This is a genomic window from Micromonospora sp. NPDC049081 (genome assembly GCF_040648835.1).
Taxonomy (GTDB): domain Bacteria; phylum Actinomycetota; class Actinomycetes; order Mycobacteriales; family Micromonosporaceae; genus Micromonospora; species Micromonospora antibiotica.
On sequence record NZ_JBEZEK010000016.1, the window covers coordinates 114,761 to 137,694 of the forward strand.

Here is a 22,934-nt window from a genome sequence, read left to right on the forward strand (position 1 = left end):
AGTCCTGCGGTCGCGAAGGGAAGGCGACTCTGATGACCGACGTAGCCAAGCAGACCGAGACGGTCACGCTCACCATCGACGGCGTCGAGGTCACCGCCCCCAAGGGGGCGCTGCTGATCCGGGTCGCCGAGCAGTTGGGCACCGAGATCCCGCGCTTCTGCGACCACCCGCTGCTGGCCCCGGCCGGTGCCTGCCGGCAGTGCCTGGTCGAGGTGGAGGGGCAGCGCAAGCCGGTCGCCTCCTGCACCCAGACCGTCGCCGAGGGCATGGTGGTCCGCACCCAGCTCAGCTCCCCGGTCGCCAAGAAGGCGCAGGAGGGGGTGATGGAGCTGCTGCTGCTCAACCACCCGCTGGACTGCCCCATGTGCGACAAGGGTGGTGAGTGCCCGCTGCAGAACCAGGCGATGTCCACCGGCCGCACCGACTCCCGCTTCCACGAGCACAAGCGGGAGTACGTCAAGCCGATGGAGATCAGCACCCAGGTGCTGCTCGACCGGGAGCGCTGCGTGCTCTGCCAGCGCTGCACCCGGTTCTCCGAGGAGATCGCCGGCGACAAGTTCATCGACCTGATGGGCCGGTCGTCCGCCGAGGAGATCAACATCTACCGGGACGACGCGTACGGCGCGGAGGGCGACTCCGGCGACGTCCCGTTCAACTCGTACTTCTCCGGCAACACCGTGCAGATCTGCCCGGTCGGCGCGCTCACCGGGGCGCAGTACCGGTTCCGGGCCCGCCCGTTCGACCTGGTCTCCAGCCCGAGCGTCTGCGAGCACTGCTCGGCCGGCTGCGCCCAGCGCACCGACTGGCGGCGGGGCAAGGTGCTGCGCCGTCTCGCCGGGGACGACCCGCAGGTCAACGAGGAGTGGAACTGCGACAAGGGGCGGTGGGGCTTCCAGTACACCCGCGCCTTCGACCGGCTCACCACCCCGCTGGTCCGCGACGAGAAGTCCGGTGAGCTGCGGGAGGCGTCCTGGAGTGAGGCGCTGACCCGGGCCGCCGACGGGCTGCGGGCCGCCCGCGACGAGGGACGCGGCACGGCGGTGCTGACCGGCGGCCGGCTGACCGTCGAGGACGCCTACGCGTACGCGAAGTTCGCCCGGGTCGCCCTGAACACCAACGACATCGACTTCCGGGCCCGGCCGGTCTCCCGCGAGGAGTCCGACTTCCTGGCCAGCAGCGTCGCCGGGGTCACCGACGTGACCTACGCCGACGTGGAGAAGGCGTCCTCGGTGGTGCTGGTCGGGCTGGAGCCGGAGGAGGAGTGCCCGATCCTCTTCCTGCGGCTGCGCAAGGCGTACCTGAAGAAGAAGCTGACGGTCTACGCGATCGCCCCGTTCGCCACCCGGGGCCTGGAGAAGCTCGGGGCCAAGCTGGCCCGGGTGGTGCCGGGCGAGGAGGCGAGCGTGCTCGCCGAGCACGACACGGTGGCCGAGGCGTTGAGCGCCGAGGGCGCGATCCTGTTCGTCGGCGAGCGGCTGGCCGGGGTGCCCGGTGGCCTCTCCGCCGCCGCGGACGTCGCCCGGCGTACCGGTGCGAAGCTGGCCTGGGTGCCGCGGCGCGCGGGTGACCGGGGTGCGGTCGACGCGGGCTGCCTGCCCAACCTGCTGCCGGGCGGGCGTCCGGTGACCGAGCCGTCGGCCCGCGCCGAACTGGGCGAGGCGTGGGACATCCCGGCCGGGGTGATCCCCAGCCAGGCCGGTCGGGACACCGACCAGATCCTGGCCGCCGCCGCGAACGGCCAGCTCGGCGCCCTGGTGGTGGCCGGGGTGGACCCGGCCGACCTGGCCGACCCGAGGCTGGCCGAGCAGGCGCTCGACGCGGTGCCGTTCCTGGTCAGCCTGGAGCTGCGCAACTCGGCGGTGGCCCGTCGGGCGGACGTGGTCCTGCCGGTCGCCCCGGTGGCCGAGAAGGCCGGCAGCTTCCTGGACTGGGAGGGTCGGCTGCGTACGTTCGAGGCGGTGTTGCACACCGCCGCGATGACCGACGCGCGGGTGCTGGACGCGATCGCCGCGCAGCTCGACGTCCGGCTCGGTACCGGCGACGTGTCGGGCATCCGCCGGGAGCTGGGCGCACTGCCGCCGACCCGGGCCGACCGGCCGGTCACCCCCTCGGTCTCCCCGGGGGCCGTGCCCCAGCCGGGTGCGGGCGAGGCGGTGCTGGCGACCTGGCACCAGCTGATCGACCTGGGCAGCCTCACCGACGGCGACGAGCACCTCGCCGGCACCGCCCGCCCGCCGGTGGTCCGGCTGGGCAAGGGCACCGCCGAGACGCTCGGCGTGGCCGACGGCGACCCGGTCACGGTGGGCACCGACCGGGGTGCGGTCACCCTGCCGGCGGCCATCACCGAGATGCCCGACGGCGTCGTCTGGCTGCCGACCAACTCTCCCGGTTCGACCGTCCGGCGCAGCCTCGGCACCGCGTCCGGCACGGTGGTACGGATCTCCGGAGGTGCACAGTGAACACCCTCCTCCTGGCGCAGGACCCGACGCTCGCCGACTTCGGCCGGGACCCGTGGTGGCTGGTCCTCATCAAGATCGTCTTCGCGTTCGTCTTCGGTCTGCTCGCCACCCTGCTCGGCGTCTGGTTCGAGCGGCGGGTCGTCGGCTACATGCAGGTCCGGCCCGGCCCCAACCAGGTCGGCCCGTTCGGCCTGCTCCAGACCCTCGCCGACGGCCTCAAGATGGCCTTCAAGGAGGACATCCTCCCGAAGGCCGCCGACAAGGTGGTCTACTTCTTCGCTCCGGTCATCTCGGTGGTCTGCGCGGTCACCGCACTGTCGGTGATCCCGTTCGGCCCGATGGTGAGCATCTTCGGCCACCGGACCCCGTTGCAGGTCACCGACGTACCGGTGGCGGTGCTGGTGCTGCTGGCCTGCTCGTCGCTGGCCGTCTACGGCATCGTGCTCGGCGGCTGGGCCTCCGGCTCGACGTACCCGCTGCTCGGTGGCCTGCGCTCCAGCGCCCAGATGATCTCCTACGAGGTCGCCATGGGGTTGAGCATCGTCGCGGTGTTCATGACCGCCGGCACCATGTCCACCAGCGGGATCGTCGCCGCCCAGGGGGACGCCACCCGGCTCACCATCGCCGGCGTCGAGATCCCCGCCCCCGGCTGGTACGCGATCCTGCTGCTGCCCAGCTTCATCATCTTCTTCATCGCCACCGTCGGCGAGACCAACCGGGCGCCGTTCGACCTGCCCGAGGCCGAGTCGGAGCTGGTCGCCGGCTTCATGACCGAGTACAGCTCGCTGAAGTTCGCGCTCTTCATGCTCTCCGAGTACGTCGCCATGGTGACCATGTCCGCGGTGACCACGACGCTCTTCCTCGGTGGCTGGCGGGCCCCCTGGCCGATCACGCTGTGGGCGGACGCCAACACCGGTTGGTGGCCGATGCTCTGGTTCTTCGGCAAGGTGCTGCTACTGGTCTTCGTCTTCGTGTGGCTCCGGGGCACCCTGCCCCGGCTGCGCTACGACCAGTTCATGCGCTTCGGCTGGAAGGTGCTGCTCCCGATCAACCTGGTCTGGATCCTGGTCCTGGCCGGGCTGCGCTCCATCGAGGACTGGCAGTCGCGGGACCGGCTGCTCGCCACCGCCGTCGGCGCGGGCGTACTGCTGCTGGCGACGCTGCTGTGGCCGAGCCGCAAGCCGGCCCCGAAGCCGACCCCGCAGGAACAGGCCGACAACCGGCCGTACGGCAGCTTCCCGTTGCCCCCGCTGGATCTACAGGTACCGCCGAGCCCGCGCACGAAGCGTGTGGTCGCCGAGCGGGAGCCGGCCAACATCGCCACCGGCTCCGACTCTCAGGAGGTGTGACGTGGGCGCGATCACCGGAACGTTCAAGGGCTTCGGTGTCACCTTCTCGCACATGTTCAGGAAGGTCGTCACCACCGACTACCCGTTCAAGCCGCCGGTCTCGGCGCCGCGCTACCACGGGCGGCACATCCTCAACCGGCACCCGGACGGCCTGGAGAAGTGCATCGGCTGCGAGCTGTGCGCCTGGGCCTGCCCGGCGGACGCGATCTTCGTCGAGGGTGGCGACAACACCGACGAGCAGCGCTTCTCGCCGGGCGAGCGGTACGCCAGCGTCTACCAGATCAACTACGCCCGGTGCATCTTCTGCGGGCTCTGCATCGAGGCCTGCCCGACCCGTTCGCTGACCATGAGCAACGAGTACGAGCTGGCCCGGGACAACCGGCAGGACCTCATCTTCACCAAGGAGCAGTTGCTCGCTCCGCTGCTCGAAGGCATGGAGCAGCCGCCGCACCCGATGCGGCTCGGTGACAGCGAGAAGGACTACTACGTCGGCGCGCTGACCAACCCGGGCACCTCGGCCGGTGCCGAGCAGTCCCCGATGGGGCCCGGCCGCTACCAGGTCGAGGAGCATCCCGGGGTGACCTTCCCGGGTGCCGAGCAGGCGGCCCAGCGGGCGGCGGGCAAGGGAGCCGGAGCATGAACACGTCCACGGTGCTCGCCGCGGCGGGCCAGGTGTCCGGGGGTGAGGAGGTCACCTTCTGGATCCTCGCCCCGTTGGCGCTGATCGGCGCGATCGGCATGGTCTGGGCGCGCAACGCCGTGCACTCGGCGCTGTTCCTGGTGCTCACCATGCTCTGCCTGGGCGTGTTCTACGTGCTCCAGGCCGGGCCGTTCATCGGCATGGTGCAGATCATCGTCTACACCGGCGCGATCATGATGCTGTTCCTGTTCGTGCTGATGCTGGTCGGCCGGGACGCCTCCGACTCGCTGATCGAGACGCTGCGCGGCCAGCGGGTCGCCGCTGTGGTGCTCGGGCTCGGCTTCGCCGGGCTGGTCGGCACCGGCCTCTACCGGGCGCTGAACGGGGTCACCGCCGTCGGCCTGGACCAGGCCAACGCGGAGGGCAACGTGCAGGGCATCGCCCGGCTGCTGTTCACCAAGTACGTCCTGGCCTTCGAGCTGACCTCCGCGCTGCTGATCACGGCGGCGATCGGCGCGATGGTGCTGGCGCACATCGAGCGGCGCAAGGAAGACAAGATGGACCAGGTCGCCACGATGAAGGCCCGGTTCCGCCCCGGCAACTACCCCGGCCCGAAGCCCGGTCCGGGCGTCTTCGCCACCTCCTCCTCGGTGGCCACCCCGGCCCGGCTGCCCGACGGCCGGCTGACCGACCGCAGCACCCCGGCGATCCTGCCGCAGCGGGAGCTGACCGCCGAGGAAACCACCCTGAAGGGGACGGAACGGTGAGCCCTGACTACTACCTGATCCTGGCGGCGGTGCTGTTCACCATCGGCGCGGTCGGCGTGCTGGTGCGGCGCAACGCGATCGTGCTGTTCATGTGCGTGGAGCTGATGCTCAACGCGGCCAACCTGACGCTGGTCACCTTCAGCCGGATCAACGGTGACCTCAACGGACAGATCATGGCGTTCTTCGTGATGGTGGTGGCGGCGGCCGAGGTCGTGGTCGGGCTCGCGATCATCATGTCGATCTTCCGGACCCGGCGCTCCGCGAGCGTCGACGACGCCAACCTGCTGAAGTACTAAAGGGGCCCTGCGGTGGATGAGATTCTGACGTACGCCCAGGCGGCAGAGCCAGCGGGTGCCGTCACCTACGCGGCGGCTGACGGCCTGCTGAGCAGCGTCTGGCTGTTGGTGGCGATCCCGCTGGCCAGCGCGGCGATCCTGCTGCTGCTCGGCCGGCGGGCCGACCGCTGGGGGCACTGGCTGGGCGTGGCCGCGATCGGTGCCGCGTTCGTGCTGGGGCTCACCTCGTTCTTCCAGCTGCGCGGGCTGGAGAACAAGTCCGTCGAGCTGAGCCTCTGGGACTTCATCACGGTCGGCAACCTGCGGGTCGACTTCGGCCTGCTCTTCGACCCGCTCGCCGCCGTCTTCGTCCTGCTGATCACCGGGGTGGGTTTCCTGATCCACCTCTACGCGGTCGAGTACATGGCGCACGACGAGGGCCGGCGACGGTTCTTCGCGTACTTCAACCTGTTCGTCGCCGCGATGCTGCTGCTGGTGCTCGGCAACAACTACGTGATGCTCTACTTCGGCTGGGAGGGCGTCGGCCTGGCGTCGTACCTGCTGATCTCCTTCTGGTACGGCCGGCCGAGCGCGGCCACCGCCGGCAAGAAGGCGTTCCTGATGAACCGGGTCGGCGACGCCGGCCTGGCGATCGGCATCTTCATCCTGTTCGCCACCCTCGGTACCACCCAGTACGACGAGGTCTTCTCCTCCGTCGGCGGGCTGGCCAGCGGCACGGTGCTGGTGCTGGGCCTGCTGCTGCTGCTCGGCGCGGCCGGCAAGTCCGGTCAGTTCCCGCTCCAGGCGTGGCTGCCGGACGCGATGGAGGGCCCGACCCCGGTGTCGGCGCTCATCCACGCGGCCACCATGGTCACCGCGGGTGTCTACCTGATCGCCCGGTCCAACCCGATCTTCTCGGCCAACGAGACGCTCCAACTCGTGGTGGTCAGCGTCGGCGCGTTGACCCTGCTGATGGGCTGCATCATCGGCGCGGCCAAGGACGACATCAAGCGGGTGCTGGCCTGGTCGACCGTCAGCCAGATCGGCTACATGTTCCTCGGTGTCGGTCTCGGTGGTGCGGCGTACGCGCTGGCCATCGTGCACCTGCTCGCACACGGCTTCTTCAAGGCGAACATGTTCCTCGGTGCCGGCTCGGTCATGCACGGCATGAACGACCAGGTGGACATCCGCCGCTTCGGCGGGCTGTCGAAGTACATGAAGATCACCTGGATCACCTTCATGATGGGCTGGCTCGCCATCATCGGCATGTTCCCGTTCTCCGGCTTCTTCTCCAAGGAGCCGATCATCGTGGCGGCGTTCGAGCGGGAGGGCTGGACGGCCTGGCTGTTCGGCGGGGCGGCGCTGCTCGGCGCGGGGCTGACCGCCTTCTACATGACCCGGTTGTTCGTGCTGACCTTCCACGGCCCGAAGCGGTGGACCGAGGACATCGAGCACCCGCACGAGTCGCCGAAGCTGATGACCATCCCGCTGATCCTGCTGGCGGTCGGTTCGGTCGGTGCCGGTTTCCTGCTCGCCACCTCGGTGCCGGACTGGCTGACCGCCACCGCCGGACTGGGCGGCGAGCACGCCGAACACGCGGCGGTGCTGCCGCACTGGCTGCTGACCGCGCTGTCGCTGGTGGTGACGGTGCTCGGTGCCGGGCTGGCCTGGGTGCTGTTCCGCAACGGTACGGCCACCGCGCCGCAGCCGGCCGGGGTGCTGGTCACCGCCGCCCGGCGCAACCTCTACACGGACGCCTTCAACGAGGTGGTCTTCGAGAAGCCGGGCATCTTCCTCACCCGGGCGCTGGTCTTCCTCGACAACCGGGGCATCGACGGGCTGGTCAACGGCCTCGCCGCCGGGGTCGGGGGCGGTTCGGGTCGGCTCCGGCGCTGGCAGACCGGCTTCGTCCGGTCGTACGCCACCTCGATCCTGACCGGCGCGCTGCTCGTGGTGGCGGCGTTCCTGGCGGTGCAGGCGGGGTGGCTGGCGTGATCGACCTCAATGCGACAGCCCCCGCCGGCGGGCCCCGCATCCACGACGGAGGTAAGGCCGCATAATGTCCAACTTCCCGTTCCTCTCGGTGCTGACCGTGGCACCGCTGGTCGGCGCCCTGGTCGTGGCCTTCCTGCCGCGTCGCCGGCCCGACCTGGCCAAGCAGGTCGCGTTCGGCTGGTCGCTGCTGGTGCTGGCGCTGTCGGTGGTGATGTGGGTTTCGTTCCAGGCCGACGGTGACCGGCTCCAGTTCCGCGAGTCGTACCCGTGGATCCCCACCTGGGACGTCAACTTCACCTTCGCCGTCGACGGCATCGCACTGGTCATGCTGATGCTGATCGCGGTGCTGGTGCCGCTGGTGATCCTGGCGTCCTGGCACGACGCCGACGCGTCGAAGCGGTCGGTGCCGGCCTACTTCGCCCTGCTGCTCGTCCTCGAATCCACGATGATCGGCGTCTTCGCCGCCGCCGACGTCTTCCTGTTCTATGTGTTCTTCGAGGTCATGCTGGTGCCGATGTACTTCCTGATCGGCAGCTACGGCGGCCACCAGCGGCAGTACGCGGCGGTGAAGTTCTTCCTCTACTCGCTGGTCGGCGGGCTGTTCATGCTGGCCGCGGTGATCGGCCTGTGGGTGGTCGGCGGCAAGACCTTCGACTGGCAGACGCTGACCCAGGTGGACATCTCCACCGGCACGGAGCGCTGGCTGTTCCTCGGCTTCTTCCTCGCCTTCGCGATCAAGGCGCCGTTCTTCCCGTTCCACACCTGGCTGCCGGACGCCGGTCGGGCCGCCCCGGCGGGTGCCGCCGCGCTGCTGGTCGGCGTGCTGGACAAGGTCGGTACGTTCGGCATCCTGCGGTACTGCCTGCCGCTGTTCCCGGAGGCGTCGAAGTGGTTCGCCCCGTGGGCGCTGGCGCTGGGGCTGATCGGCATCCTCTACGCCGCGCTGCTCGCCGTCGGCCAGTCCGACCTGAAGCGGTTGGTGTCGTACACCTCGATCGCGCACTTCGGGTTCATCGGCGTCGGCATCTTCGCCTTCACCACGCAGGCGGGCACCGGCGCGGTGCTCTACATGCTCAACCACGGGCTCGCCACCGGCCTGCTGTTCCTGGTCGTCGGGATGCTCATCGCCCGCCGGGGCTCGTCGCTGATCTCCGACTTCGGTGGGGCGGGCAAGCTGGTGCCGCTGCTGGCCGGGGTGCTCTTCTTCGCCGGTCTGGCGTCGCTGGCACTGCCCGGCACCGCGCCGTTCGTCTCCGAGTTCCTGGTGCTGATCGGCACGTTCACGGTGAACAAGCCGGTCGCGGTGATCGCCACCCTGGGCATCATCCTGGCGGCGGCGTACGTGCTGTGGATGGTGCAGCGCACCACCCAGGGCACGCTCAACCCGGAGCTGACCGAGGTCAAGGCGATGCACCGCGACCTCACCCTGCGCGAGAAGGCAGTGGTCGCCCCGCTGATCGCCCTGATCCTGCTGCTCGGCTTCTATCCCAAGCCGGTCACCGATGTGATCAACCCCGCCGTCCAGGCGACCATGCAGGACGTCGGCAAGACCGATCCCGCCCCTGAGGTCGGCAGCGTCCAGGAGGCTGCGCAGTGAGCGCGAGGAGCGAACGAGCGCAGCGAGTGAGCCCCGCAGTCGCGATCGAAAGGCGGCATCCGCAGTGACCGAACTCAAGTTGCCGTCGATCGACTATCCGTCGATCGCCCCGATCCTGATCATGCTGGGGGTGGCCCTGCTGGGTGTCCTGGTGGAGGCGTTCGTACCGCGTCCCCGCCGGCACCTGGTGCAGCTGACGCTGTCCCTGGTGGCGGTGCTCGCCGCGCTGGTGATGGTGGTGCTCAACGCCGACGCCCGGCTGGTCACGGCGGGTGGGGCGCTGGCCGTGGACGGTCCCGCCCTGTTCCTGCAGGGCACCATCCTGGTGCTCGCCGCGATGTCGTTGCTGCTGATCGGCGAGCGGTCGGTGGAGCGCGGTGGTGCGTTCGTCGCCCAGGCGGCGGTGACCGCCGAGTCGGCCGACGACCGGAAGCAGGCCGAGGGACGCAACGGGGCCACCGAGGTGTACCCGCTGACCAGCTTCGCGATCGGCGGCATGCTGATCTTCGTGGCGGCGAACGACCTGCTGACCATGTTCATCGCGCTGGAGGTCTTCTCCCTGCCGCTCTACCTGCTTTGCGCGCTGGCCCGTCGCCGGCGGCTGCTGAGCCAGGAAGCGGCGATGAAGTACTTCCTGCTCGGCGCGTACGCCTCGGCGTTCTTCCTGTTCGGGGTGGCCCTGGTGTACGGCTTCACCGCCGGCATCCCGGGCCGCTCGGCCGGCGTCGACTTCGCCACCGTGCACGCCGCGGTGAACGAGTCCCCGGCCAGCGAGGTGCTGCTCTTCGCCGGGATGGCGCTGATCGCCATCGGCCTGCTGTTCAAGGCTGCCGCCGCCCCGTTCCACGTCTGGACCCCGGACGTCTACCAGGGTGCGCCGACCCCCGTCACCGGCTTCATGGCGGCCTGCACGAAGGTGGCCGCGTTCGGGGCCCTGCTGCGGGTCTTCCACGTGGCGTTCGATCAGACCGCCTGGGACTTCACCCCCGTCCTCGGGGTGGTGGCGGTGCTCACCATGCTGGTCGGCGCGGTGCTGGCGGTCACCCAGACCGACATCAAGCGGCTGCTGGCGTACTCGTCGATCGCCAACGCCGGATACCTGCTGGTCGGGGTCCTCGCCCCGACCGGGGCGGGCGTCTCCGGCACGATGTTCTACCTGGCCGCGTACGGCTTCTCGGTGCTCGCCGCGTTCGCCGTGGTGACCCTGGTCCGGGACGCCGACGGGGAGGCCACCCACCTGTCCCGCTGGGCCGGGCTGGGCCGCCGCTCGCCGTTCTATGCCGGGGTCTTCACCTTCATCCTGCTGGCCTTCGCCGGTATCCCGTTGACCAGCGGCTTCATGAGCAAGTTCGCGGTCTTCGGCCCGGCTCTGGAGAGCGGGCACGCCTGGCTGGTGGTGGCCGGTGTGCTGACCAGCATGGTGCTGGCCTTCCCGTACCTGCGGGTGGTGGTGATGATGTGGCTGTCGGAGCCGGGCGAGAGCACCCCGACCGTCGCGGTGCCGGGCGGGCTGACCGCCACCGCGCTGATGATCGGGGTGGCCGCCACGCTGATCCTCGGCGTGCTGCCGGCACCCCTGCTCGACCTGGCGACGGACGCCGCAGCATTCGTCAGGTGACCCGTTTCCCGTGGCCGTGGGGCCGGTGCGCTCAGGCGTGCCGGCCCCACGGCCGTATCCCCCGTCCGGAGCAGGTCGAACGGGTGTGGCATGGTTGATGGTGTGGTGATTCCGGCGGGGGAGCGTTCAGGCGGCGTCGGCTCCGGCGGTCGTCGGGGACGGGCGGGCACGGGTCAGTTCGGCGCGCTCGGCGTGCACCTCGCCGATCCACGGGTCGAGGCGTCCGTGCTGGGCCTGCTCGACGACGTCGAGGTCGAGCTGCGGGCCAGCGTGGCCAGCGCCGATCCACTCGTCACCGAGGCGGCCCGGCACCTGGTCGAGGCGGGCGGCAAGCGGTTCCGTCCGCTGCTGGTGGCCCTGGGTGCGCAGTTCGGTGACCCGGCGGGCCCGCAGGTGGTGCCGGCGGCCGTGGTGATGGAGCTCACCCACCTGGCCACCCTCTACCACGACGACGTGATGGACGAGGCCGCCGTGCGGCGGGGTGCCCCGAGCGCCAACTCCCGCTGGACCAACTCGGTGGCCATCCTGGTCGGCGACTACCTCTTCGCGCGGGCCGCGGACATCGCCGCCGACCTGGGCCCGACGGCGGTCCGCCTCCAGGCCCGCACGTTCGCCCGGCTGGTGCACGGCCAGATCGCCGAGACCGTCGGTCCCCGCACGCAGGACCCGGTCGACCACTACCTGCGGGTGATCGCCGACAAGACAGGGTCACTGATCGCCACCTCGGCCCGGTTCGGTGGGATGTTCGGTGGGGCGTCCGAGGAGCACACCGAGGCCCTCGCCGGCTACGGGGAGACCATCGGGGTGGCCTTCCAGCTCTCCGACGACCTGCTCGACATCGCCTCCGAGTCGACCCAGTCGGGTAAGACACCCGGCACCGACCTGCGCGAGGGGGTGCCGACCCTGCCGGTGCTCTACGCGCTGGCCGGCGACGACTCCGACGCGGCCTCGGTGCGGCTGCGGGAGATCCTGTCCACCGGCCCGCTCGTCGACGACGCGCTGCACGCCGAGGCGCTCGGCCTGCTGCGGGAGTCCCCCGCGCTCAAGCGGGCCCGGGAGACCGTCCGCAGCTACGCCGAGGACGCCCGTGCGCGGTTGGCCCCGCTGCCGCAGATCCCGGCCCGGCGGGCGCTCGAATCCCTCTGCGACTACATCGCCGACCGCACCAGCTGACCTGCGCCGCTCGACGACCGGCCCGACCGGGTACCGTCGGCCGCCCCCGTTCGTCACCAGCTGACCTGTGCTGCCGCTCGGCGACCCGCCGGGCCGACCGGGTGCCGTCGGCCGTCCCCGTTCGTCAGCCGGCGGCGGAGCGCCGCAGCAGCCGGCTGCCGGTGAGCATGAGCACGGCGGCGAGGAGCATGGCGACCCCGGCGGCCAGCCACATCACCGGGTAGCCGCGGGTGCCGGCGAGCGCCCCGAGCCCGAGCGGGCCGAGGCAGCCGCCGGCGTACACCCCGGTCTGGGTGATCGAGGTGGCGGCGGCCGGGGCCTGCGGGTGCAGCCGGACCACCGCGAAGTTCAGCAGGCCGGGCCAGGCCCAGCCCAGCCCGAAGCCGAGGACCACCCCGGCGGTGAGTGGCACCGGACCGGCCACGGCCAGCAGCCCCAACCCGACCGCCCCGACCACCAGCATCGCGGCGATCAGCGCGACGTGACCGGTGTCCCGCCGGTCGGCCAGCCAGCCGACGCCGATCCGGGCGGCCACGCAGACCGCGCCGCCGAGGGTGAGTACCAGCCCGGCCGGGCCGGGAGCGAGCCCCCGGTGCACCGACGAGTCCACCACGAAGGTGCCCAGCGCGTTGGCCGCGCCCGCCGCGAGGGTCGCCGCCACCCCGACCACCACCAGCGCCGTGGTGGCCCCACCGCCGCGTTCCGCCGCACGCTCCCGCGCCGGTCCGGCCACCTGCGGGGGTACGGCCGGCAGCGCGGCCAGGGCGGCTGCGGCGGCGGCCACGAACGCCCAGCGCCAGCCGGCGGTGAGGGCGATCGCCGGCACCGCCGCCCCGGCCAGCAGCGTGGAGGCGGGAATGGCGGCCTGCTTCACCCCGAACGACAGGCCCTGCCGCCGGGCGGGTACGTGCCGGGCCAGCGCCGCGTTGCTGGCCAGCTGGCCCAACGCGTTGGCGGTGGCGCTCAGCGCGAGCAGCCCCACCAGCACCGGGTACGACCGGGCCAGCCCGGCGATGGCGAGCAGGCAACCGGCGGCGAGAACGATGGCGACCCGGGCCACCACGGCGGGGCCGATCCGTTCCACCAGCCGGCCGGAGGGCATCGAGGCGAGCGCGCTGACGCCGAAGTAGATCGACACGGCCAGTCCCAGCCCGGCGGGGGAGAAGCCGAGGTCGTCCCCCATCTGCACGGCGAGCCCGCCGACCAGGAAGACCGGCAGGACGCTGGCGACGGTGGTCGCGACCGCTGCGCCGCCGGCCCGTACGGGGCGTACGGTGGGCCGGCTCGGCGGGGGGCTGAGCGCGGTGTCGGTCATCGTGGGCTCAACCTACGCGAGTCGAGTTCCTGACAACCGTCGGCGTGTCGCCGGGTGACCCGCCGTATACCGCCTGATCTGGCATCCACCACCCGAACGGGCGTTCCGTCTCGGCCCGGTATTTCATATGGTGTAAGTCCCCGGCTGCGGAGGTGGTTGTGCGTGACCCCCTGGCGGAACCTTCGGACCTGATCCGGAGCGTTTCCCGCGCGCTACGCGTGCTCGAGTCGGTCGGTCGTGCCCCGAAAGGGCTGACCGTCAAGCAGATCGCCCGGCGGTGCGAGCTGACCGTCGCCACCACCTACCACCTGGTCCGCACCCTGGCCTACGAGGGTTACGTGATCCGTCGGGAGGACGGCACCTACATCGTCGGCCTAGAGATCGCCGACCGGTACCGCGAGCTGGTCACCGCGTTCCGGGGGCCGGCCGCCGTCGGGGAGTCGCTGCGGCGGGCCGCCATCGACACCGGGTGGAGCCACTACCTGGGCCGGTTCGTCGGCGGTCAGGTGGCGGTCACCGCCGTCGCCGAGGGAGCCCGTTCGCCCTACCTGGAGGACATGGTCCCCGGCTTCGACGAGGGTGCGCACGCCACCGCCCTGGGCAAGGCGCTGCTGGCCACCCTCACCACCGAACAGCGCCTGCGCTACCTGCGCGAGTACGGCATGCGGCCGTTCACCACCGCCACCCTGACCACCCCGGAGGCGTTCGAGGCGGACCTGGCCGCCGGCGACCGGCGCGGGATGCAGTTGGAGCTGGGGCAGTTCCGGCAGGGGGTGGCCTGTGCCGCCGTGCTGGTCACCCCGGACAAGGACATGGAACGGCGGGTGGTGCTGGCCTGCGCGCTGCCGGCCAGCGAGATGATGACCTCGGCCCGGGTGGTGCGGGCCAAGCTGCTCACCGCCGCCCGCGCCGTCGCCGACGGCATCGCCGCCGACGCCTGACCCGTCACGGGCGAGGGCCCCCTCCCGGACCGAAGCGGGAGGGGGCCCTCGTGGCCGGTCCGGCGGTGGACCGGCCCGGGGAGCGCGTCAGCTGCCGATCGGGCCGCCGTCGAGCCGCCAGGTGACCACCACGCCCGGCTTGGCGTAGTCGCCGTCCGGCCAGGTCGACGCCGGCTTCTCCACCGACGCGCCGGTGATCTCGCCGGGGTGCTGCACGGCCACGAACACCGACCGGTTGTCGCCGGTGATGAACGGCCCGCAGGTCTCCGCGCCCAGCGGCACGGTCAGGAACTGCTTCAGGTGCCCCCGCTCCGGCCCCTCGACGGCGGTGGCGAAGAGGCCGTCGTTGCTGCCCAACGCGTTGCCGTCGGTCGAGATCCACAGGTTGCCGGTGGCGTCGAAGGCGACGTTGTCCGGGCAGGAAATCGGCGAGACCTTGGTCTTGTCGTACCCGGCGAAGTAGGTCGACGGGTCGGCCGGGTCACCGGCGACGATCGGCAGCGACCAGGCGAAGGACTCCGCCGTGTTGTCGCCCCGGTCCTCGACCAGCTCCAGGATCTGCCCGTGCTTGTTGAGGTTGCGCGGGTTGATCTCGTCGGCCGCCGGCTTACCGGCCTTGCCCCGGTCGGTGTTGTTGGTCAGCGCCACGTACACCTTGCCGGTGAGCAGACTCGGCTCGACGTCCTCCGGGCGGTCCATCTTGGTCGCGCCGACCTTGTCCCCGGCGAGCCGGGTGAAGGTGAGCACGTCGGCGGCGGTCATCCCGTCGACGAAACTGCGGTTGCCGCTGACCAGCTTGATCCACCGTCCGGTGCCGTTGAACGCGCCGTCGGCGGGCAGCTTGCCCGTGCCGTCGATCTCGGCGGCGCTGGTCTGGGCGAACTGAGCCACGTAGAGGGTGCCCGACTCGAGCAGGGTCAGGTTGTTCTTGCGGGCCACCCAGGAGTCACCAGGCATGAACTTCTTGTCGGAGACGAACTTGTAGAGGTAGTCGAAGCGCTCGTCGTCGCCCATGTACGCGACCACCCGCTTGTCGCGGGCCACGATCACGTTGGCGCCCTCGTGCTTGAACCGGCCCAGCGCGGTGTGCTTGCGCGGACGGCTCTCCGGGTCGAACGGGTCGATCTCGACGATCCACCCGAACCGGTGCGCCTCGTTGGGGTGCTTCGCCAGGTCGAACCGTTCGTCGGCCCGCTCCCACTTGCGGCTGCCGCTGGGGTAACGGGCGGCGGTGGTGATGCCGTACCTGTCGAACCTGGGCTTCAGCTCGGCCGGTGCGGCGTCGGCGCCGACGAAGTACTGGTTGAAGTTCTCCTCGCCGGACAGCACCGTCCCCCACGGGGTGACCCCACCGGCGCAGTTGTTCAGCGTGCCGACCACCGTGCGGCCCTTCGGGTCGGCGGCGGTGCGCAGCCAGGCCGAGCCGGCGGCCGGGCCGGTCAGCTCGAACTTCGTGGCCAGCGCGGTGACCCGCCGGTTGTACGGCCGGCGGCCCTGGCCCACCGGCCGCCACTGCCCGGTGCCGTCCACCCGCTCCAGTTCCACCACGGACATGCCGTGCGCGGCCATCGCGGTACGCAGCTGCTCGACGGTGAGGTTGTCCAGGCCGGTGAAGCCGGGGAACATCAGGTCCTCGTTGGTGTACTCGTGGTTGACCACGAGCAGCGCCCGCTTGCCCCGCCGGTCCAGCGGCAGCACCCCGACGAAGTCGTTGTTGTAGCCGAACTGCTTGGCCTGGGCGGCGGCGGTCTGCCCGTGCAGGTCGAACCGGGGCGCACCGGGCAGCACCGGGTCACCCCAGCGGATGACCACGTGGTGGTCGTACCCGTTGGGGACGACCAGGGTGTCGAGCTGGTTCGGCGGGATCGGCTTGAAGGTCAGCGCCCCGCTGCCGACACCGCGCTGCGGAGCGGTCGGGTCGCCGACCTCCGGCACCACCGGGGTGGCCGGCGCGGCGGCGGCGGGGACGGCCCCGGCCAGCGCGCCGGTGGCGGCACCGCCGAAGCCGAGCACCAGCGCGCCCACCGCACCCGCCCGGACGACGCCCCGACGGGACACCTCGCCCTCGACGAGGTCGCCGAAGTAGGTGTTGTCGGACGTGTTGGGCACCGGGTGGTCGCAGGCGTTGCCGCAGCGGTACAGACAGGTCATCGCATCGCGGCTGCCGTGCCGGGTGGCACCGAGCAGCGGGAGCAGCCGGGGACGGTCGCTCATGGGAAGGAGCCTCCTGGAGACAGGTCGGTGGCACGCCGTTTTCACCTGCTCGACGTGCGTACCGGGCGGACGCTGCCAGGACGGGGTGAGCGGCCACCGGACGCGGTGTGAACCGGATGTGAACAGCAGTGGCCGGTGAACCGATCAGCGTCACGGCGCGTAGTAACGGGCGGACACATTCGCCGGACTCGTCGCGCGGGAAGCGAGGGATCACCATCAGCGACCACGACGCCCAACTGCTGCGCGCGCTGCACGACGAGCACGCCGAGGCGCTCTACGCGCACGCGTTGCGGTTGGTCAACGGGGACCGCACCCGGGCCGAGGACCTGGTGCAGGAGACCCTGCTGCGCGCCTGGCGTCACCCGGAGTCACTGGACCCGCGACGCGGCTCGGTGCGGGCCTGGCTCTTCACGACCGCCCGGAACCTGGCGATCGACGCCTGGCGGCGGCGGTCGACCCGGGTCGGCGAGGTGTTCACCGACGACCTGCCCGAGCAGCCGGAGACGATTGACGAAGCGGAACGCGCGGTGGAGGCCTGGACCATCGCCGAGGCGCTGAGCCGACTGAGCCCCACCCACCGGGAGGTGCTGGTCGAGTGCTTCTACCAGGGCCGCTCGGTGTCCGAGGCGGCGGCCCGGCTGGGGGTGCCACCGGGGACGGTCAAGTCCCGCACCCACTACGCGCTGCGTTCACTGCGGCTGGCCCTGGCCGAGATGGGGGTGACCGGATGACCCGCTGCGAGTTCGCACACGACGACGGCGCGTACGTGCTGGGTGCCCTCGCCCCCGCCGACCGGGCCGCCTACGAGCGGCACCTGTCCGGCTGTGCGGCGTGCCGGGAGGCGGTGGCCGAGGTCGCGGTGCTGCCGGGCCTGCTGGGCCGGCTCGACCCGACCACGCTGGAGGAGTTCCTCCCCCCGCCGCCGGAGATCAGCCGGGTGCCCGACCTGATCGCTGTGGCCCGGGACCGCCGCCGCCGCGAGCGGACCCGCAACCGCCGACGGTACGCGCTGACCGCGCTCGTCGCCGCCGCGTTCGCCCTGGTGCTGGGCTTCGGCGGGGCCGCCGCCCTGCGCCCGGCCGGCCCGCCCGCGCCGACCACCCAGGCGGTGCGGATGGTGTCCATGGCACCGGTGTCGCCGAAGACCCCGGCGTTGCACGCGGAGATCGGGCTGAGCGGCACCAAGTGGGGCACCGAGGTCACCATGCACTGCGGATACGACGCGACGGCCGGCTACGGCAAGGCGAACACGTTCCGGCTGGTGGCGCGCGGCCCCGACGACGCGACGGAACAGATCGCCTCCTGGCTGGCCGCCCCCGGCGACGACGTGAACCTGCGTGGCGCGACGCGGTTCACCGACGCCGACCTGGTCCGTCTCGAACTCCTCCGCGCCGACGGGACCCTCGTCCTCAGCTACGACGTCCGCTGACCCCGGGAGCGTCGGGTCGGGTGGCTCAGTGGGCGGCGGCCGGGAGCGGCGCGGCGGCGCGGGCGGCGGCCCGGTTGCGCCGGCCGTGCCGCACCGCGTCCAGGGTGAAGATCAGCAGGGCCAGCCAGACCAGGGCGAAGCCGGCCAGCCGGGCCGGGGGCATCGGCTCGTGGAAGATCAGCACGCCGCAGCCGAGCTGGAGGATCGGGGCCACGTACTGGAGCATGCCGAGCGCGGTCAGCGGCAACCGGTTGGCCGCGCCCGCGAAGAGCAGCAGCGGGATGGCGGTCGCCGCCCCGGCCGCCACCAGCAGCGCGGTGTGCCCGGCCGAGACCTGCCCGAACGTCGAGCCGCCCCGGCTCACCAGCCAACCCAGGTAGGCCAGGGCGGGCAACGCCAGCACCGCCGACTCGACGAACAGCCCCTCCGCCGCCGGCAGCCCGAGCCGCTTCTTGGCCAACCCGTATCCGGCGAAGCTGACTGCCAGGGTCAGCGCCAGGTAGGGCAGCCGACCGTAGTCGACGGTGAGCACCGCGACGGCCGCCGCCCCCACCCCGAGCGCCACCCACTGCGCCGGGCGCAGCCGCTCCCGCAGCACGAACACCCCGAGCAGCACCGACACCAGCGGATTGATGAAGTAGCCGAGCGCGGTCTCCACCACCCGGTCGGAGTTCACCCCGTAGATGTAGGTGCCCCAGTTCACCGCGATCAGGGCCGCCGCGACGACGATCCCGGCCAGCGTCCGGGGGCGGCGGGCCAGCGAGCGCAGGAAACCGACGTTACGCAGGGCGGCGAGCAGCAGCGCGACGAACAGCACCGACCAGATGATCCGGTGGGCGAGGATCTCCACCGGCCCGGCCGGGCGCAGCAGCTTGAGGTAGATCGGGAAGAAACCCCAGATCAGGTACGCGCCAAAGCCGTAGAGATAGCCGAGCCGCAACGGAGTCACGGTCCCACCGTAAGGGGTGGGACCGGCTCGGGTTCGTTGCCGGTGAGCGGGGTCACCGCCCGTTCACCCACGCCATCCACTGCTGCGGTGGCGCGGGCGTGAAGCCCACCTTCGCGTACACCCCGTGGGCGTCGAGGGTCGTCAGGGCGATCCGGCGTACGCCGAACCCGGCGAGGTGGTCGCGGACCGCGCCGGCCAGCCAGGTGCCCAACCCACGACCCCGCGCCTCGGGGGCGACGTAGACGTCGCAGAGCCAACCGAAGGTCGCCCGGTCGGTGACCACCCGCCCGACAGCCACCTGCGCGCCGTCCTCCGGGCGGTAGACGCCGTACGGGATCGACCCGGCGAAGGCCCGTTCCGTCGTCTCCCGACTGCGGTCGAGCGCCCAGTAGGCGTCGGTGGAGAGCCAGTGGTGCACCCGGTCCCGGTCGATCCGCTCCGGGTCGGTGCTGAGCTGGTAGCCGTCAGGGCGGGTCAGCGAGAACACGTCGTCACGCTAACCCCATCCGGGGCCCGCCCCGCCAGCCAATTTCCGTCAGGTGGCCGCAGCTGGCCGGCCCGGCCACCGCCGTGCGGCCGGCATCCTGCCGGCCACCGCCGTGCGGCTGGCATCCTGCCGGCCACCGCCGTGCGGCTGGCATCCTGCCGGCCACCGCCGTGCCGGTCGGCATCGGGCGGTGGCCGGCAGGCGGGTCAGTCGCGGTCGAGGATGGCGCCCAGGATCCAGGTCACGATGCCGACGAGCAGCGCGCCCAGCACCGCCTCCGGCCAGAACCCGTCCACGTGGAAGGGCAGGTTCGCCTGGTCGGCGATCCAGCTGGTGAGCAGGAACAGCAGACCGTTGACGACCAGTGCGATCAGCCCGAGGGTGAGCAGGTAGAAACCACAACCGACGGTCTTGATGATCGGCTGGAGCACCGCGTTGACCACGCCGAAGATCACCGAGACGAGCACCAGGGTGACGATCGCCTCGCCGGCCGAACCGGTGTCGAGCGTGATGCCCGGGATGAACAACGTCGCCAGCCAGAAGGCCACCACCGTGGAGCCCAGCCGGATCAGAAGACCCTTCAGAAAATCCATGGCCGGGATCGTGCCACGCCTGGTCCACCTGGGGAAACCGTCGTGGCTTTCCGGTCAGCGCCGGCCGGGGCGACCGACCAGCTGCGACTCGATCGCGGTGGGCGAAAGCAGTGCCCACCGCAACGCCCGCCGGTTGACCACCGCCACCATGTCGTCCCGGATCCGGGTCAGCCACTCCGCCGAGCCGCCCAACCCCAGCGCGGTGCCCGCCAGGGCGGCCTCCGCCGGGTCGAGGGGTTGCAGCACCGCCAGGTCGGCCCGGCCCAGGGTGTCGACGTCCAGCGGGGTCAGCTCGTCCCGGACCACCAGGGTGGACACCCAGGCCGCCCCGGGTGGCGGCTCGGCCATGGTGCCCGCGTCGACCACCACCAGCAGCGGTCGCAGTGGCGAACCGGTGGCACCCGGTGGCCGCCCGGTCGGGACCACCACGACCCCGCCCTGCTGCCCGCCGACCCCCCGCACGAACGGCTCCCAGGAGCGCGGCCGGCCGGTCTGCACCAGCACCCCCGCGCCCAGCGCCAACGACCGCAGCACCAGCAGTTGGGCCGCGGCCAGCCCACCGACCAGCACCAGCCGGGTGCCCTCGGCGCGGAACAGCCGGACGGTCACCGCACCACCGTGCCGGTTGGCCCCCACCATCAGCCCGGCCCCACCCAGGGTCAACTCCGGTGGCTCCACCTGCGGTGCGGTCCCCTTCGCCAGCACCGGCACCGCCAACGGCAGCGTGGCGGCCAGGCCGGGGAGCTGCCCACCGTCGAGCCGGCGCAGCTCACCACCGGCGTCGGCGGCGAGCCGGCACAACCCTTCGGCGGCGAGCGCCAACCCGGCCGGCGTCGGGGCGGCCAGTCGTACCGTCAACTCGGCCGGTGGGGGTGCGGTGTCGCCGCCGGACTGCGGACCGGCACAGAGCGACACGCTGGTGGCGGTCGCCGGCAGCGCCAGGAGCCGGGCCACCAACCGGCGACCCGGATCGGCCCGGGCGTCCGGCCAGCGGTCCCACCGGAAGGTGGCCTGGTGCAGGCCGCCGGTGCGCACCGTCGACCAGGTCTCCCGCACGGGCTGACCGGCGTCGTGGTGGGCGAGTTCACCCAGCACCCGCAGCGCCGCGTGCTCACCGAGCGGTCGGGCCGGCACCGGCCCGATCCGGCGGCCGATCCGGCGTACCGTACCGGCCAGCGCCCGGCGCAGGTCGCTGTCGGACCAGCCGGGCGCACGCAGCACCCGCACCGCGAGCAGGGCATGTTCCTGCCCCGGCAGCCGCCCCTCGGTCAGCTGCCGGTAGGACGTGCCCGCCGCGCCACCGGCCACCCCCGCCGCCGGGGCGGGCACGGCGTGCAGCAGCACCTGCACCCGCACGGGCGGTTGCGCCGTCCCGGCCGGCGGCAGCAGCGTGCCGGGGGCCGGCAGCGGGTGGGACCGGTCGCCGAGCAGGTCACCCGGGTCGCCCAGGTCGAGCAGGACGGTCAGCCCGGTGCTGTCGTCGATCACCCCGGCCGGCCCGTCGGCCAGCTCCACCGGGCCCAGCACGGCGCCGGGGAGCACCAGGTCCAGCAGGGCCGCCGGGGCGGCGTCGAGGGGTAGCCCGCGCCGTCGGGTGAGGTAACCGGTGGCGGTGCCCCACCAGGCGAAGAGCCACCGCCCACGCCACCGCCCCCAGGCGAGGCCGGCCAGGACGACCGCCCCGACCGCGGCGAGTACGGCCGGCCCCGCGCCGCGACCGTACGCGGCCAGCGGCAACGCGAGCGCCACCTGCGTGGCGACCACCTGGCCGGCACGCACGGCGGAGCCCGTGCGGGCTCGGGGCGGGCCCCCGTGGCTCCGCGGCGGCTGTCGCCGGGCCGGACGATCGGTCGTGCCCGCCGACACCGCGCCTCCTCCGTCACGCTCTCCGCCCACCCCGGGACGTGGTGGTCGATCTGCTGCTGTGTCGTGGCCGATCCCGGCGCGGCCGGTGTCGGCGTCGTCGTGGTGCGGGCACCTCGTGCTGCGGGTGGGCCCCGGTGCGGGTGGGCCCGTGGTGATGTGCGTGCGGCTCGTGGTGTGCCGGTGACCGACCCGGGTGGGGTCGGGTGTCCGGGTGGATCGCCCCCACCGGTGGGGGTGGGTCCGACCACATCGGACCGCAACGCGACGGAGGTGTGACCCATGGTAGTGGCCTGGTCGGTCCGATGGGGACCCCGGCCGGCCGTCCATGCCGAGGTTGTCCACAGGGGAGGGCGGCGGGGTAGCACAACCGGGATGGTGCGACTACCGTCAGCGACGAGTTTCGCCGACATCGTCCCGCCAGGCCCACTGCCGGCGGGCGGCCGTCCCCCATGGCGGGCGTGGATCGGCTCCGACCGAAGAGACGAGGTGACGTCCGGATGGCCCAGACCCAGGCAGAGGCTGCGGTGATGCAGCGCACCGCTGCGAAGTTCGAGCAGGTCGACCAGTCGTTGCAGGCCATGCTGACCGGCCTGATGACCGAGCTGGAGGTGTTGCAGCAGGCCTGGCGGGGTGCCGGTGGGCGCTCGTTCGCACAGGTCAAACAGCAGTGGGGAAAAGACCAGGCCGCGCTGCACCAGGCGCTGCGGGAGACCGCGACGGCCATCCGCACCGCCGGCCGGCACTACGACGTCTCGGACACCGAGGCCGCCAGCCGGGTCGCCGGCACCAATCGCGGCATCCAACTGCCACTCTGAACCATCCCGGGGAGGGACCATCCGATGGACCACGGTGTGCTGGTCGTCAACTTCGCCGCCCTGCACCAGGCCGGCGCGGACATCCAGAAGGCGTTGAACACCCTCGACGCGCAGCTCGGTCAACTGGAGCGGGATGCCGCCCCGCTGATCGCCGGCTGGGACGGTGAGGCCCGGCAGGCGTACGAGCAACGGCAGGCGCGGTGGCGGTCCGCCTCGCAGGACCTCCAGGCCATGCTGCGCGACATCAAGCTCGCGGTGGACGACTCCGCCGCCGACTACCTCAACACCGAGAAGCGCAACGTCGGCCTGTTCCAGTGAGCCGCCCGTGCTGGCGGCAGCGTCCGACGACCCACCGGTCGGGCGCTGCCGCCAGGCGGACCCGGCCGGGTGTCGTCGTCGGGCGGATCCGGCCGGGTGTCGTCGTCGGGCGGATCCGGCCGGGTGTCGTCGTC

19 protein-coding genes and 1 pseudogene are annotated in these 22,934 nt (G+C 72.1%); 14 read left to right on the plus strand and 6 right to left on the minus strand.

All coding sequences use genetic code 11. The features are described 5' to 3' along the window. Positions 1-32 precede the first annotated feature (32 nt). The 9 genes from AB0B63_RS22305 to AB0B63_RS22345 all read left to right on the plus strand — a co-directional run bounded on the left by AB0B63_RS22305 (position 33) and on the right by AB0B63_RS22345 (position 11,873). Positions 33-2,459, plus strand: a complete 2,427-nt coding sequence (locus tag AB0B63_RS22305; protein ID WP_219465887.1) for an NADH-quinone oxidoreductase subunit G — start codon at positions 33-35, stop codon at positions 2,457-2,459. Further along, positions 2,456-3,808 (plus strand): NADH-quinone oxidoreductase subunit NuoH, encoded by a 1,353-nt coding sequence (gene nuoH / locus AB0B63_RS22310; protein ID WP_219465892.1) that lies wholly within the window; start codon positions 2,456-2,458, stop codon positions 3,806-3,808. Before AB0B63_RS22305 ends, nuoH begins: the two co-directional genes overlap by 4 nt. Before the next feature lies 1 nt (position 3,809). Further along, a complete protein-coding gene (nuoI, locus tag AB0B63_RS22315; protein ID WP_208565519.1) occupies positions 3,810-4,448 on the plus strand; it encodes an NADH-quinone oxidoreductase subunit NuoI in 639 nt (212 codons plus the stop codon). Then, complete coding sequence (locus AB0B63_RS22320) at positions 4,445-5,215, plus strand: NADH-quinone oxidoreductase subunit J (protein WP_088646150.1); 771 nt, start codon at positions 4,445-4,447, stop codon at positions 5,213-5,215. The genes nuoI and AB0B63_RS22320 overlap by 4 nt, the downstream gene beginning before the upstream one ends. Further along, the gene (gene nuoK / locus AB0B63_RS22325; protein ID WP_091244416.1) at positions 5,212-5,511 is read left to right on the plus strand and encodes an NADH-quinone oxidoreductase subunit NuoK; all 300 of its coding nucleotides are present in this window, start codon (positions 5,212-5,214) and stop codon (positions 5,509-5,511) included. Before AB0B63_RS22320 ends, nuoK begins: the two co-directional genes overlap by 4 nt. 12 nt (positions 5,512-5,523) lie before the next feature. Further along, positions 5,524-7,485 (plus strand): NADH-quinone oxidoreductase subunit L, encoded by a 1,962-nt coding sequence (nuoL, locus tag AB0B63_RS22330; protein ID WP_357021705.1) that lies wholly within the window; start codon positions 5,524-5,526, stop codon positions 7,483-7,485. Positions 7,486-7,549: 64 nt separating this feature from the next. Further along, a complete protein-coding gene (locus AB0B63_RS22335; protein WP_208565521.1) occupies positions 7,550-9,082 on the plus strand; it encodes an NADH-quinone oxidoreductase subunit M in 1,533 nt (510 codons plus the stop codon). A 64-nt stretch (positions 9,083-9,146) separates the two neighbouring features. Further along, a complete protein-coding gene (nuoN, locus tag AB0B63_RS22340) occupies positions 9,147-10,700 on the plus strand; it encodes an NADH-quinone oxidoreductase subunit NuoN (protein WP_208565522.1) in 1,554 nt (517 codons plus the stop codon). 90 nt (positions 10,701-10,790) lie between these two features. Further along, positions 10,791-11,873: a polyprenyl synthetase family protein gene (locus AB0B63_RS22345; protein ID WP_357021710.1), complete on the plus strand. Its 1,083-nt coding sequence runs from the start codon at positions 10,791-10,793 to the stop codon at positions 11,871-11,873. Positions 11,874-11,997: 124 nt separating this feature from the next. Here the strand turns inward: AB0B63_RS22345 and AB0B63_RS22350 are convergent, their stop codons facing one another. Continuing rightward, positions 11,998-13,188 carry an MFS transporter gene (locus AB0B63_RS22350; protein WP_357021713.1) on the minus strand — a complete coding sequence of 397 codons (1,191 nt, stop codon included), beginning with the start codon at positions 13,186-13,188 and terminating at the stop codon, positions 11,998-12,000. A gap of 158 nt (positions 13,189-13,346) precedes the next feature. On the opposite strand from AB0B63_RS22350, the gene AB0B63_RS22355 reads away from it, so the two are divergent. Then, a complete protein-coding gene (locus AB0B63_RS22355; protein WP_208565525.1) occupies positions 13,347-14,129 on the plus strand; it encodes an IclR family transcriptional regulator C-terminal domain-containing protein in 783 nt (260 codons plus the stop codon). Between the two features lie 87 nt (positions 14,130-14,216). Here AB0B63_RS22355 and AB0B63_RS22360 read toward each other — a convergent pair whose 3' ends face one another. Continuing rightward, positions 14,217-16,343: a PhoX family phosphatase gene (locus AB0B63_RS22360; RefSeq protein ID WP_357021716.1), complete on the minus strand. Its 2,127-nt coding sequence runs from the start codon at positions 16,341-16,343 to the stop codon at positions 14,217-14,219. Between the two features lie 215 nt (positions 16,344-16,558). Here AB0B63_RS22360 and AB0B63_RS22365 point away from each other — a divergent pair, with 215 nt between their 5' ends. Both AB0B63_RS22365 and AB0B63_RS22370 read left to right on the plus strand, forming a co-directional pair. Further along, positions 16,559-17,074: a sigma-70 family RNA polymerase sigma factor gene (locus AB0B63_RS22365; protein WP_208565835.1), complete on the plus strand. Its 516-nt coding sequence runs from the start codon at positions 16,559-16,561 to the stop codon at positions 17,072-17,074. After that, positions 17,071-17,772, plus strand: coding sequence for a zf-HC2 domain-containing protein (locus AB0B63_RS22370; RefSeq protein ID WP_208565527.1), 702 nt, complete (start codon positions 17,071-17,073; stop codon positions 17,770-17,772). Before AB0B63_RS22365 ends, AB0B63_RS22370 begins: the two co-directional genes overlap by 4 nt. A gap of 25 nt (positions 17,773-17,797) precedes the next feature. Here the strand turns inward: AB0B63_RS22370 and rarD are convergent, their stop codons facing one another. The 4 genes and pseudogenes from rarD to eccE form a co-directional block, all read right to left on the minus strand. Then, complete coding sequence (rarD, locus tag AB0B63_RS22375) at positions 17,798-18,721, minus strand: EamA family transporter RarD (RefSeq protein WP_357021719.1); 924 nt, start codon at positions 18,719-18,721, stop codon at positions 17,798-17,800. Continuing rightward, a pseudogene (locus AB0B63_RS22380) lies at positions 18,718-19,208 on the minus strand (GNAT family N-acetyltransferase). The gene rarD and the pseudogene AB0B63_RS22380 overlap by 4 nt, the downstream one beginning before the upstream one ends. A 206-nt stretch (positions 19,209-19,414) precedes the next feature. After that, a complete protein-coding gene (locus tag AB0B63_RS22385; protein WP_208565530.1) occupies positions 19,415-19,801 on the minus strand; it encodes a phage holin family protein in 387 nt (128 codons plus the stop codon). A 54-nt stretch (positions 19,802-19,855) separates the two neighbouring features. Then, the gene (gene eccE / locus AB0B63_RS22390) at positions 19,856-21,580 is read right to left on the minus strand and encodes a type VII secretion protein EccE (RefSeq protein WP_357021722.1); all 1,725 of its coding nucleotides are present in this window, start codon (positions 21,578-21,580) and stop codon (positions 19,856-19,858) included. Positions 21,581-22,164: 584 nt separating this feature from the next. Between eccE and AB0B63_RS22395 the strand changes: the two genes are divergently transcribed. Together AB0B63_RS22395 and AB0B63_RS22400 are read left to right on the plus strand one after the other, a co-directional pair. Beyond that, complete coding sequence (locus AB0B63_RS22395; RefSeq protein ID WP_219465903.1) at positions 22,165-22,482, plus strand: WXG100 family type VII secretion target; 318 nt, start codon at positions 22,165-22,167, stop codon at positions 22,480-22,482. Positions 22,483-22,506: 24 nt separating this feature from the next. Further along, a complete protein-coding gene (locus tag AB0B63_RS22400) occupies positions 22,507-22,800 on the plus strand; it encodes a WXG100 family type VII secretion target (protein ID WP_208565533.1) in 294 nt (97 codons plus the stop codon). Positions 22,801-22,934: the final 134 nt, after the last annotated feature.